The 13,031-nt window shown below is 60.8% G+C and carries 12 protein-coding genes; 6 read left to right on the forward strand and 6 right to left on the reverse strand.

What is annotated here, in order from left to right:
* Nucleotides 1-24 precede the first annotated feature (24 nt).
* The 6 genes from BM152_RS15440 to BM152_RS15465 form a co-directional block, all read right to left on the reverse strand.
* Nucleotides 25-360, reverse strand: coding sequence for a TraR/DksA family transcriptional regulator (locus tag BM152_RS15440; protein WP_066601638.1), 336 nt, complete (start codon nt 358-360; stop codon nt 25-27).
* A gap of 99 nt (nt 361-459) precedes the next feature.
* On the reverse strand, nt 460-1,674 hold the full coding sequence (locus BM152_RS15445) for a FliM/FliN family flagellar motor switch protein (protein WP_066601641.1): 1,215 nt from the start codon (nt 1,672-1,674) through the stop codon (nt 460-462).
* A gap of 117 nt (nt 1,675-1,791) precedes the next feature.
* On the reverse strand, nt 1,792-4,491 hold the full coding sequence (locus BM152_RS15450; protein ID WP_111481406.1) for an ATP-binding protein: 2,700 nt from the start codon (nt 4,489-4,491) through the stop codon (nt 1,792-1,794).
* Nucleotides 4,485-4,853, reverse strand: a complete 369-nt coding sequence (locus BM152_RS19450) for a hypothetical protein (protein ID WP_066601645.1) — start codon at nt 4,851-4,853, stop codon at nt 4,485-4,487. Before BM152_RS19450 ends, BM152_RS15450 begins: the two co-directional genes overlap by 7 nt.
* Complete coding sequence (locus BM152_RS15460; RefSeq protein ID WP_066601647.1) at nt 4,846-5,241, reverse strand: response regulator transcription factor; 396 nt, start codon at nt 5,239-5,241, stop codon at nt 4,846-4,848. The genes BM152_RS19450 and BM152_RS15460 overlap by 8 nt, the downstream gene beginning before the upstream one ends.
* Before the next feature lie 95 nt (nt 5,242-5,336).
* A complete protein-coding gene (locus BM152_RS15465) occupies nt 5,337-6,674 on the reverse strand; it encodes an XRE family transcriptional regulator (RefSeq protein ID WP_066601650.1) in 1,338 nt (445 codons plus the stop codon).
* A gap of 443 nt (nt 6,675-7,117) precedes the next feature.
* Between BM152_RS15465 and BM152_RS15470 the strand changes: the two genes are divergently transcribed.
* The 6 genes from BM152_RS15470 to BM152_RS15495 form a co-directional block, all read left to right on the forward strand.
* The gene (locus BM152_RS15470) at nt 7,118-8,458 is read left to right on the forward strand and encodes a substrate-binding protein (RefSeq protein WP_066601654.1); all 1,341 of its coding nucleotides are present in this window, start codon (nt 7,118-7,120) and stop codon (nt 8,456-8,458) included.
* A 210-nt stretch (nt 8,459-8,668) separates the two neighbouring features.
* A complete protein-coding gene (locus BM152_RS15475) occupies nt 8,669-9,700 on the forward strand; it encodes a branched-chain amino acid ABC transporter permease (RefSeq protein ID WP_066601658.1) in 1,032 nt (343 codons plus the stop codon).
* Nucleotides 9,701-9,718: 18 nt separating this feature from the next.
* Nucleotides 9,719-10,948, forward strand: coding sequence for a branched-chain amino acid ABC transporter permease (locus BM152_RS15480; protein ID WP_066601695.1), 1,230 nt, complete (start codon nt 9,719-9,721; stop codon nt 10,946-10,948).
* Nucleotides 10,949-10,950: 2 nt separating this feature from the next.
* Entirely contained in the window at nt 10,951-11,712 is a 762-nt protein-coding gene (locus BM152_RS15485; RefSeq protein WP_066601661.1) for an ABC transporter ATP-binding protein, read from the forward strand.
* A 3-nt stretch (nt 11,713-11,715) separates the two neighbouring features.
* Nucleotides 11,716-12,495 carry an ABC transporter ATP-binding protein gene (locus BM152_RS15490; RefSeq protein WP_066601664.1) on the forward strand — a complete coding sequence of 260 codons (780 nt, stop codon included), beginning with the start codon at nt 11,716-11,718 and terminating at the stop codon, nt 12,493-12,495.
* Nucleotides 12,496-12,567: 72 nt separating this feature from the next.
* Nucleotides 12,568-13,031 (forward strand): acetyl-coenzyme A synthetase N-terminal domain-containing protein (locus tag BM152_RS15495; protein WP_139222520.1); only part of this gene is annotated, 464 nt, incomplete at its 3' end.

The following is a 13,031-nucleotide window of genomic DNA, read 5'->3' on the forward strand; positions in this document are numbered from 1 at the left end:
AGCGCCTGCGCGGATGGCTTGCCTCTATCCGCGTGCGGCGTTGCGGGCTGCACAATCCCGGCACACCGGAGTATAGGGTAACACATCCAGCCGTTCTTTGCTGATCTCTTCGCCACATTCGGCACAGATTCCGTAGTCACCGGCATCGATCCGCCCAAGTGCCGCATCAATCATCGCGATTTCCGCCTTGCCGGTATGTCCCATACCCTCAAGCACCTCGTCGCTTTCGCGTTCAGTGGCCAGATCCTCCCAGTCCTTCGACTGGTGCGCATCAAGTTCCGCGTCGATCTCTTGCAGGCGCGCAGCCAGTTCCGCCTTGCGGTCCAGCAATTGCGCGCGTCTCTTTTCAAGGTCAATCATGGTGGTCCTCCTTGAAAGAGGATCACCTGAAACCGCAGGCACGGCCTTGATTCACATCAACAGACCTGCGGAAAAGCCCTGTGCGCTCCTGTATGGGCCTCATTCGAGCGGTGGCAACTCATCCGGCGTCGCAAATCCCTCTCCCAAAGGAGGAAGATCGCCAATGGGCGGCAGATCCCCAAGCGACGGAAGGTCACCATTTCCCGCCTCACCGGTCTGCCCTAGCGGCGGCAGGTCTCCCGTCGCGGGCAGGTCGCCGAGTGGCGGCAGGTCCGCCTCCGGAGATGCAGCTTCACCGCCCGCAAGCGCCGGAAAACCGGAGGGATCGGGAAGGCCCGTCTCGGCCTCTTGCGACAGGCCTCCCGATGCGTCTCCGCCAAACCCGCCAATGGCGCTCACACCGGCCCCGCCAAACATAGCGCCGCCGGTCTCGCCAAGGCCCTCGTCCTCCTCGCTACAGAGCACGAGGCGCAAGGCGCGTTTGCCGTTGATCTGCCCGAGGCGCGCGCGACTTACCAGCCGGTCATCGGCGCGTAGCTCGACCCGCGAGATCGCCTCCCGCGGGATCGGCAGCATCATCCCCTCGCTCAATGCGGTCACATCGGCCAACGGCATCCGTAAGCGATGCAGCACCGTGTCGAGACAGGCCTCCGACTTCATGACGACATTCTGGAAACTCTCCCGGAATTCTGCCGTCTCCGTATCGCTCGCTTTGGGCTTTGGCATGTCATAGGGGAACACAAGAAAAACCACGCCATCACGTGCCCCGCGCCCAAGCCTCACACGGATGCGGTAAAGCCGGTAGGGCACATCATCAAAGGCCATCACCAGAGAGCGCGTCTCGCGCAGCTGTGCCGCCGCATGGAACCCTGCCACATCCGGCGGATCGGTCATTTCGGTCACAATATTCTCGAACTGGCGCAGCGCCTGATTGCACAGATCGCTACACATGACCGCATCGGTGGCGGTGGGGGCACGATCCTCCGGCGGCAGGGTTAGCACCTTGCCCGTGGTCTGCTGTTCGACAATGGCGGAAACCGTGTTCCTGTCCCAAACCGCCAGACCGTAAATATTCTCCGGCCCCTCCAGCAGTGTCATAAGCGCGTTTTCCGGCACCTCTTCGGCAAGGCGGGACATGGCAATCCGCTCCTCACCGACCTCGGTGACCTGAAGCACCAAGCCGATTGTCTCCTCCGCCGCTTTCGCCAGCGCAAGCGTCAGGGCCTTGGCCGGTGACATGGGCTGCACTTCGGGCGGGGGGCGGCCCACTCCGGCCTTTCGACGCATCGCAGAAATGATCTCGGCATCTGACATGAGGGTGACAGGACTCTCGCTCAACTGGACTTGCGAGGGTTATCGCCCGACAAAGTAAAGAAAGTATTGAAACACGCAGAGTTTTCCAAAGAAAAATCGCAACCTTACACGCCCGGCTCAATCCCGCGCCCGCACCCGTGGCAGATCAAGCCGGAAGGCCGCACCACCCTGCCCCGGCAAGTAAGAAATCGAGCCGCCCAGATTGACCATGATCTCGCGACAGATCGCCAGCCCGAGCCCCGCTCCGCCCGCCTTCGCGTGATCGGTCAGCCTCGAGAATTTCTCGAAAATCATCGCCTGCTTGTCCTTCGCAATCCCCGAGCCGTTGTCGATGAAATCGATCTGGATGCGGTCGTCGGGCGTGCGCCGGACATGGATTTGCAACACCGGTGTCTCGGCATCGCAATATTTGCGCACATTGGCGATGATATTGATAAAGACCTGCGCCAGACGGTCGGGGTCGGTCTCGATCGCGATATGTTCGGACAGCTCGTTACGACGCACCACAAGCCCGTTACCCCCGCCCGCCTCCGAACTTGCATTGAGCGCACGATCGATCACATCGTGCAGATTGGCCCGCGCCCAGTTGAGGCTCACCTGCCCGTTTTCCAGCACGGACAAGTCGAGAAGATCGTCGAGCAAGCGCGTCAGACGCTGGGCCTCGTCATGAATGATAGAGGAGAACCGCTCCAGACTCTCCGCATCCATATCTCCGGTCTGTCCCGCCTCGCGCAAAATCTCCGAAAACGCTCGGATCGAGGTCATCGGCGTGCGCAATTCATGGGAGATTTGCGACAGGAAAGCGTCTTTCTGGATCGAGAGTGCGGTAAGTTTTTCGTTGGCCTCCCGCAACTGCCGCGCGGTGCGGGCCAGTTCGACGGATTTCTGCTCCAACTGGCTGGAATGCTCCATCATTTGCGCCGTCTCGTCGGCCACAGCCATCAGGTCTTCAACGGAGACAAACACCCCGCCAGCAATCTGGCCCAGCATGGCATGTGCGGTCGCCGCGCCCACAGAACCCGCCATCTCGCGCTCCAGCCGTTCGATAAAAGCGGGTGTCGTGTCCGGCAGATAGCCCTCCTTGCCTTGCCGCTCCGCTTCGGACTGGAACAGGTTCTGCGCCTCCACCGGACCCAGAATACGCTGCGCCATGACCAAGAGGTCTTCGGCCTCCGCAAAGCCGTGGGACCAGCTCCGCGCCGAGCCGGAATGTTCGAACACATTGACAAATTCCGCGCCTTGCAGCCGCTCCACCGGACGCGGGAAGGACAGAAGGGAGCCGACCAGAAAGACCACCGTGTTAAGCGCCATGGACCAGCTGATCGCATGCACCACCGGATCGACGCCCTCGACGCCAAAGAGCGCCTGTGGTCGCAACAACGTCAGGCCGAACGGCCCTTGGGCGAGGAACTCCGCTGTATAACCGGCGGCCGGACCGAAAGACGGCAGGAACATCGTATAAGCCCAGACGACAAACCCCGTGATCACCCCGCCGATGGCCCCCACCCGCGTCGCCCCGCGCCAGAAGATGCCGCCGACCATCGCGGGCAGAACCTGCGCCACGCCGGTGAAGGAAATCATCCCGATGGAGGCCAGCGCTTCGGAGCCGCCGGAGAAATGGAAATAGAGATAGCCGAGCGCCAGAACGCCAAAGATCGACAGGCGACGTGCCGACAGCACAACGCCGCGCACATCGCCCGACACCATCGCCCCGCCCGAGCGCGACGAGAGCCAGATCGGCATGACGATATGGTTCGACACCATGGTCGAAAGCGCAATCGAGGCCACAATGACCATCGATGTGGCCGAAGAAAACCCGCCGAGGAACGACAGGGTCGCCAGCACCCTCTGGTCGAAATGCAGCGGCAGGGTGAGGACAAACATATCGGGATTGGAGCCAGCGGGCAGCACTTCGAGCCCCACAACCGCAATCGGGATCACAAAGAGCGACATGCCAAAGAGGTAGAGCGGAAAGGCCCAACCGGCTGTAAACAAATGGCTTTCGTCGGAGTTCTCCACCACAAGCACCTGAAACATCCGCGGCAGGGTGATCAGCGCCACGGCGGACAGCATGGTCAGCGCAATCCAGCGGGTGCCGTGGATGGGATGCTGCGCCACGGGGGAGGCATCTATCCGCATCATCAAATCCCCCAGACCGTCCGACAGCCCCCAGACCACAAACAAACCCACCGCGATCAGCGCGATGAATTTTACCACAGCTTCCAGAGCAATCGCGGTCACAACCCCGTGGTGGCGCTCGTTGGCATCAAGGTTGCGGGTGCCGAACAGGCTGGTGAACAGCGCCAACCCCGCCGCCACCCAAAGCGCGGTCTTGTCCAGATCTGGCAGCACCGCGCCCGACGGGTCATTGACCCCGAACACGGCAAAAGACAGCGCCACGGATTGCAGTTGCAGCGCGATGTAAGGCGTGGTGCCGATCACCGCAAGAAGCGTCACAAGCACCCCCAGCGTGGTCGACTTCCCGTAGCGCGACGAGATCAGATCGGCCACAGAGGTGATCCGGTGCGTCCGCCCGATCCGCACCAGCTTGCGCAAAATCCACCACCAGCCGATCATCATCAGCGAGGGGCCAAGATAGATCGTGACAAATTCCAGCCCCGAGCGCACCGCATATCCCACCGCACCGTAAAAGGTCCACGCGGTGCAATAGATCGACAGCGACAGCGTGTAGATCAACGGCGAACGCAGCCAGCCCAGCCGTCCCGCCTCGGCACGTTTTTCGGCCCAGAAGGCCACAACGAACAAAAGCGTGGCATAGGAGATGCAGACCAGAACGAGGATGTTGAACCTCAGCATGACGCATCTTCCCCGTCCGAGCGGTCCGGCACCTGCGCCGCCTCGCTGTGTGTTGCGCCATCCTGCGAAACGGTATCCTGCGAAGCCTCATCCTGAACTATGGTCTCAAGCGGCACCGCTTCGCGCCGCAAATAGCGCGCAAGCCATGCGCTCGCGATCAGCCCCAGCGCCCAGACCACAAAGACATGGACAAAGGCCCGCGACCCCGCCCCCAAAGGCCGGTTCGTGCCCTCGCCCCCCCAAAGCAGCGGCAAAAGCCACAGGCCGAACATCAGAAAAGGCAAAAGCCGCAGCGCATCAATCAATCGCCTGCGCCGGTAGGACGCGCGGGCGAGATAGAGCGGCATGCGCCTCTCAGCCATGGCCATCGTCCTGACCCGACGCATCCGCCGCCAAACGGCGCACCACGTCGAGCATTTCGGTGTTGGAGAACGGTTTGGTCATGAAATGTGACACGCCCACGGCTTCGGCCATGTCGCGGTCCTTCTGCTGGCCGCGCGCGGTGAGCATCAAAACCGGACGGCTGGCATGATCGGGCATGGCGCGCAGCTCGCGCAGGATTTCAAAACCGGATTTATTGGGCAACATCACATCAAGTATGATGACATCAGGGCACTTGCGATCCACCGCCGCAACCGCCGTCGCCCCATCGGCATGGGTTTCAACCGTCCAACCATCGCGCGACAGGATAAACCGGATCGCTTCGATGATATTCGGCTCGTCCTCGATCAAGAGCACGCGCTTGCCCATAATATCCTCTCTCCCCTCAGATACCGCAGTTTATGGCCTCTTGTCGCGTCCCTGTCAAAAAATTGTGTATGCGGCAGGGAATTGACAAGAGCCCCTCACCCCTCCTCCGCGATCTCCAGCACCATCGAAGGCTCGCGCCGTGCGGGGCATTCGATACGCGCGCAGACGCGGCAGGATGTGCCGATTCCCTGCACCTCCTCGTCGCGCACCTCCAGATCAAGCTGGTCCAGCGGCATGAAAAGCATGGTGGCTTCGACCACCTCCGGCGCATCGAACCGGTCCGGCCGCTGCGGCTGGGCGATGGCATAGGCCAGATAGCGCCGTGGCGGCTGGCTATATTGTTCGACCACACGGCGCACCGGCACCAAGGGCCGCAACAGCGCCTGATAGAGCGGCCACAGCGGACAGGCCGCGCCAAACCGTGGCGGGGCGAACCCGTCAAGCGGCTTGCGGTGGGTCAGAGCGCCGGAGCCGTCACAGATCGCAAGCCCCATCGGCGGGCGCGTCTCGGACGCCGGAAGGCTCGCCAGACGCCGCATGGCCGCCGACAGGTCAACTCCCATCGCCTGCGCCAGAGCCGACGGATCAGGTCCGTGACGGGCGACAATCGCCTCCACCATCGTCTGCGGCATTTTCTCGGCCTCGGCACGGGCCCGCAGCACCCATTTGCGGGCAAGGCTGCGTGCCGCAGCGGTGCGCAACCCGCCCTCGCCCGAAAGCTCCGGCATCTTGCCCTGTTCAAGTTCCGGCAATACGAAATCCCGCGAGGCCAGCCATGCTTCGACCTCTTCGAGCGGCGAGGCCAGCGTGTCTTCGGATTTGCCGACCGTATCGAGATAGCTCACCAAGGCCTGCGATCCGTCCGCAAGGCGCTGGCTGTCCTCATAGAGGTTGCGGTGAAACCGTGCCTGCCAGTCGCGGTCGATCTCTCCGGCATTGTTCAAAATCCCTGCTGTGGAGCGGATGGCGGTCACAGTGGACAACACTTCATGCAGGCTGTCCGAGAGGAACGGGTCATGGGCCAGACGGTCGTTGAGCGCCTCCACACGCCTCTCCAGCGCGGTGATCCGTTCGCGCTGCGCCACGACCAGCGCCGCCCAACCCGGAAACCGTCCGGCAAATTCCTCGGCCCGCTGCAATTCCGGCGGCTGGACCTGTTTGCCCTCGGACGGGCGCAAGGCCCCTGTGCTCGCGGCCTCCTGCAACCCCTCCATCAAAGGCAGTTCCGCCCCTTCCGTCAGCGCGGCAGGCTCCACCCCCAATTCCCGCGCCAGATCAATCAGCAGCTTGCCGCCGATTTTGCGCCGGTTGTGTTCGATGAGGTTGAGATAGGCCGGAGAAATTCCCACAGTGCGGGCCAGATCGGCCTGTTTCATCCCTTTCAGGAGCCGCCTTTCGCGAATGCGTGTGCCTGTCAGTGCCGAACGTGGCATGGTTTTGCTCCTCTCCCTCAAGCACAATCCCTGTGCTTGCCTGATGCTCCCCTGTGATCCGCGCCGCCCGTGTGTCGCCCGTGTGTCGCATGATGCCCCGCTCAGTGCGTGCCCTGTGCGAGTGACACCCGACCGGTTTTCATCTGCGGCACGAAAATCCGGCGCGTTCTCAAGGGTTTTCCGCAACTGCAAACAGGTGTATTATGCAAGTGCGGGATAATGGATTTACAAATCCGAAATTTCATCTGTGTAATTCTTAACAAAAAAAGCGTTAAATAAAAAGCATTTGTTGCTGGATTTTACACTCCCGCCAATACTCTCCCTATCCAGTTTACAGGTGATCCACATTCAGGATGGCCAGAAACCGGATCTGTGCATCGCCCGAATTTCGGGGAGGAAGTTCGGGCGAGCCTTGCGCAGAAAACCCATAGGGAGGAATTTACATGTCCAAAACCGATCTGACACGCCGTGGCGTTCTCAGGACCGGAGCCGTCGCCGGTGCCGGTCTCGCATTGCCGACGATTTTCACTTCAGGCGCCCATGCCTTTACCAACGAACCGATGGGCGGCACCGTCACCTTGGGATTCAACGTGCCCCAGTCCGGCGCTTACGCAGATGAAGGCGCCGACGAGCTGCGCGCCTATCAACTGGCGGTCGAGCATCTCAACGGCGAAGGCGACGGCGGGATGCTGAACACCTTCAGTTCCAAAACCCTCGAAGGCAACGGCATCCTCGGCAAGAAGGTCGAATTTGTCACAGGTGACACCCAGACCAAATCCGATGCAGCGCGGGCCTCTGCCAAATCCATGATCGAAAAAGACGGCGCGGTGATGATCACCGGCGGCTCGTCCTCCGGCGTGGCCGTGGCGGTGCAAGGGCTGTGTCAGGAAGCTGGCGTGATCTTCATGTCGGGCCTGACCCACTCCAACGATACAACCGGAAAAGACAAGAAAGCCAACGGCTTCCGTCACTTCTTTAACGCATATATGTCCGGTGCTGCACTGGCACCCGTGCTGGCGGCCCGCTACGGCGCGGATCGCAAGGCCTACCACCTGACCGCCGATTACACATGGGGCTGGACGCAAGAGGAATCCATTGCAGCCGCCACCGAGGCGCTGGGATGGGAAACCGTGAACAAGGTGCGCACACCGCTGGGCGCGGGGGATTTCTCCTCCTATATCACGCCGGTTCTGCAAACCGATGCAGATGTGCTGATCCTGAACCACTACGGCGGGGATATGGTCAACTCCCTGACCAATGCCGTGCAGTTCGGTCTGCGTGAAAAGATGGTGAACGGCAAACAGTTCGAGATCGTTGTCCCGCTCTTCTCGCGTCTGATGGCACGCGGTGCCGGCGAGAACATCAAGGGTATTCTCGGCTCTACCAACTGGCACTGGTCGCTGACCGATGAAGGTTCGAAAGCCTTTGTGAAGTCCTTCGGCACCAAATACGGCTTCCCGCCGTCGCAGGCCGCCCATACCTGCTATGTGCAGACGCTGCTCTATGCGGATGCTGTGGCACGGGCCGGATCGTTCAACCCCTGTGCGGTTGTCGAAGCGCTCGAAGGCTTTGAGTTCGACGGGCTGGGCAATGGCAAGACACTCTACCGCGCCGAAGATCACCAGTGCTTCAAAGACGTGTTGGTGGTGCGCGGGAAAGAGAACCCGACCTCCGAGTTCGACCTTCTGGAGATCGTCGAAATCACCCCCGCCGCACAGGTCACCTATCCGGCAGATCACCCGATGTTCGCGGGTGGCGCGCTTGGCGACTGTAACGCAGGCTAACCGTCCCACGCACGGGCCCTGACCGGAGGCAAATGCGTCCGGACAGGCCCGAAAGGGCAAAGGGGCGGCCTGAACCACAAAGTGGCAGGCCCCCCGATTTCTTCAAAACCGATGCAACCGGAGGCGTCACGGCGCGTCCGGTGTCCGCTCCCCCTGCGTCTGGCGGGCCGGAGACGCTCGGGCAAGCTCAACCTCAAACAGGTGGGGAATATGGAAACCATCCTTCTGCAATTGCTCAACGGGCTGGACAAGGGCTCGGCTTACGCGCTGATCGCGTTGGGCCTGACGCTCATTTTCGGCACTTTGGGCGTGGTCAATTTCGCCCATGGCGCGATTTTCATGATCGGGGCTTTTTGCGCCGTCACGCTCTCGCGTCTGTTGAACCTGTCTTTCGAAACCGTTGATCCGGAGAAGCTCGACTTCCTCGGCAATCCGGCCAAGATCAAAACCCCCTATGTGGAGGCGTGGTTCGGCCATGATTTCGGCCATGCGCTGATCGACTGGGCGGTGCCTCTGGCGATCCTGTTTTCCATCCCGATCATGATTGCCGTGGGCTTCATCATGGAACGCGGGCTGATCAAGCATTTCTACAAACGCCCTCATGCCGACCAGATTCTCGTGACCTTCGGGCTGGCCATCGTGCTGCAAGAGGTCATCAAGTATTTCTACGGGGCCAACCCGATCTCCACCCCCGCGCCCGATGCGTTCAAAGGCTCTTTCGACTTCGGCGCGATGCTGGGCTTTGATCCCAATGTGATCATCTACCCCTACTGGCGGCTGGTCTATTTCCTCTTTGCCGCCGTGGTCATCGGCGCGGTCTTCAGCTTTCTGCGTTTCACCACCTTCGGCATGGTTGTGCGCGCAGGCATGGCAGACCGCGAGACCGTGGGCCTTCTGGGCATCAACATCGACCGGCGCTTCACCATTATGTTCGGACTGGCCGCCGCCGTCGCAGGCAGCGCAGGCGTAATGTATGCGCCGATCCTGTCGCCCAACTATCACATGGGCATGGATTTTCTGGTGCTCTGCTTCGTCGTGGTGGTGGTCGGCGGCATGGGGTCGCTGCCCGGTGCCGTCGCCGCAGGCTTTCTTCTGGGCATTCTGGAGAGCTTCTCCTCGATGAATGCCGTCAAATCCATCCTTCCCGGTATCGACCAGATCATCATCTATGTCGTCGCCATCATCATCCTGTTGACCCGCCCGCGCGGCTTGATGGGCAAAAAAGGCGTGATGGAGGACTAACCCATGCTTGGTAAAAAAATTCTCGGACTGAACAAAAAAGACACCCGCTTCCTGCTCATCGTGATCGCGCTGACGCTGCTGACCCCGGTCCTGCTGCAACCCTTTGCAGAAGGCTCCGAACTTGCGCAGTTCAATGGCGGCTATCCCGACCTGATGCAAAAGATCGCCATTTTCGGCATCTTTGCGGTGGGGTTCAACATCCTCTTCGGCCTCACGGGCTACCTGTCCTTTGGCCATGCGGCTTTTCTGGGCGTGGGGTCCTATGCCGCCGTGTGGATGATGAAACTCCTGACGATGAACGTCATCCCCGCGATCCTGCTGGCGATGGTGGTCTCGGGTCTCTTTGCCGCCGCCATCGGCTTTGTCTCGCTGCGCCGCTCGGGGATCTACTTCTCCATCCTGACGCTGGCTTTTGCGCAGATGTCCTACAAGATGGCCTATTCCGTGCTGACCCCGCTGACCAATGGCGAAACAGGGTTGCAGCTTTCTCTGGATGATCCGCGTGTTCTTGACCGTGCCATCGAAGGCAGTTCCCTGCCCGTCACCAACATCTTCGGGCTGGCGATGAACGCCTCCCACAAGGTCGAAGTGCTGGGCCGCGTCTTTACCTTCAACGTGGGCTATTACTTCTGCGCCGTGATTGCGGTGATTGCCTTTTACGTCGCGATCCGCCTGTTCCGCTCGCCCTTCGGCATGATGTTGCGTGCGGTGAAGTCGAACCAGCAGCGCATGACCTACACGGGGCTGGATCCGAAACCCTACACGCTGGCGGCCTTTGTGATCTCCGGCATGTATGCAGGGCTCGCTGGCGGGCTTCTCGCGGCGATGGATCCGTTGGCAGGGGCCGACCGGATGCTCTGGACCGCCTCCGGCGAGGTGGTGATCATGACCATCCTTGGCGGCGCTGGCACGCTCATGGGGCCGGTTCTGGGCGCAGGCGTCATCAAATATCTCGAAAACATCTTCTCCAAGATCAACGAAAGCGTCCTGCACAGCTGGTTCCACTGGCTGCCCGACGGGATCGAGGATGTGGTGATCTGGGTCTTTGCCCGCTTCACCGGCGAAGGCTGGCACCTGACCCTTGGCGTGACCTTCATGCTGGTTGTGACCTTCCTGCCCGGCGGTCTGGTCGAAGGGCTCAAGCGCCTGTCCAAACGGATCAGGGAGGGAAAGACCAAGCGGGACAAATATGACGGCTCCGATCCCGAACATCACCCCGCCCCCACCAAACGCGTCGCAGGAGAATGAACATGGGAATTCTTGAAGTCAAAGGCGTCGGCAAACGGTTCGGCGGGCTACAGGCGCTGGGGGATGTGAATCTCTCCATCGAGGAAAACACCGTCCACGCCATCATCGGGCCCAATGGTGCGGGCAAGTCGACACTGCTCAACTGTCTCGTCGGCAAGCTCATCCCCGACGAAGGCTCCGTGACCTTCGCGGGCACCTCGGTTCTGGGGCGCAAACCCCACGAGATCAACCAGCTGGGCATTTCCCGCGTATTCCAGACGCCGGAGATTTTCGGAGACCTCACCGTGATGGAAAACATGATGATCCCGTGTTTTGCCAAACGCGACGGGGCTTTCCGGATGCACGCAATCGAGAACATGGAGCAGGAGACCGGCTTGATCGAAAAGGCCAGCACCATGCTTCAGGACCTCGGCATGTATGAAAAGCGCGACATGATCGCGTCTTCCATGTCCCGCGGCGACAAGCGGCGGCTGGAAATCGCCATGTGTCTGGTGCAGGAGCCGAAGCTTTTGTTGCTCGACGAGCCGACCGCCGGCATGGCACGCGCCGACACCAACAACACCATCGCCCTGCTCAAGCAGATCAAGGAAGAGCGCGACATCACCATCGCCATCATCGAGCATGACATGCATGTGGTCTTCTCTCTGGCCGACCGCATCACGGTTCTGGCCCAAGGCACCCCCTTGGTCGAGGACACGCCCGACAACATCAAGGGCCATCCCAAAGTCAAAGAAGCCTATCTTGGCGAAACGCAACAGGTGTAAATCATGAGCCAAACCGCGACAAACCCCGCCTCCGCCGCTGACGGCTTCAACCCGAATGCCAATCACGCCGAAACCGCGCCCGCGTTTTTCTCGGCGTGGGACATCCATGCCTATTACGGCGAAAGCTATATTGTGCAGGGCGTCTCCTTCAACATCCACGAGGGCGAGATCCTCGCCCTTCTGGGCCGCAACGGCGCGGGCAAGACCTCGACCCTGCGCGCTCTGGCCCGTCTCGACAGCCCGTCCGTGACCCATGGTGAAATCTGGCTGGACCACAAGCACCTGCACACGATGACCTCCTATGAGGCCGCCGTCGAAGGCATCGCGCTGGTGCCCGAAGACCGCCGCATCATCCCCGGTCTGACGGTCGAGGAAAACCTGCAACTGGCGCAAATCGTCGAGCCGGTCGGCTGGTCACTGGATCGCCTCTATGATCTCTTCCCGCGCCTGCGCGAGCGCCGCAAACAGGAGGGCATCACGCTTTCGGGCGGTGAACAACAAATGCTGGCGATTGCCCGCGCACTGGCCCGCGACATCAAGGTGCTGCTGCTCGACGAACCCTATGAAGGGCTCGCCCCCGTTATTGTGGACGAGATCGAGAAAACCCTGCGCATCATCAAGGAACAGGGCATCACCACCGTGCTGGTCGAACAGAACGCCGTGCGTGCCCTCAATCTGGCCGATCGCGCCGTGATCCTCGACACCGGACAGGTGGTTTACGATGGTAGCGCAAAAGAAGTGCTTGAGAATGACGCGCTAAGAGCAGAATATCTGGCCATCTGACGTAACGTCCCTCCCAAAGCTCTGGGCGGGACTTCGCGCCCGCTTTACGGGCCAGCTTTGGGAGGAGCCAGCATGACCGACACATCCTATCCACCATCCGAAGACTTCGCGGCACAGGCCTTGATCTCGGCCAGCGACTACGAAGACATGTACACCCGTTCGGTTGAGGACCCCGTGTCCTTCTGGGCGGAGCAGGGCAAGATTCTCGACTGGATCGAACCCTATACGCAGGTCAAGAAGACCTGTTTCGATTTCGGTCGCGTCGATATCAAGTGGTATGAGGACGGCGTGTTGAACGTCTCCGCCAACTGTATCGACCGCCATCTCGCCAAGAGATCGCTGCAAACCGCGATTATTTTCGAGCCGGATGACCCCAACGAACCCGCCCGCCACATCACCTACAAGGAGCTGTCCGACAAGGTGAACCGCATGGCCAATGTGCTCTTGAGCCAAGGCGTCATGCGCGGGGATCGTGTGGTCATCTATATGCCGATGATTCCCGAAGCCGCCTATGCCATGCTGGCCTGTGCGCGGAT

The organism is Celeribacter halophilus, assembly GCF_900114135.1.
GTDB classification, from domain to species: domain Bacteria; phylum Pseudomonadota; class Alphaproteobacteria; order Rhodobacterales; family Rhodobacteraceae; genus Celeribacter; species Celeribacter halophilus.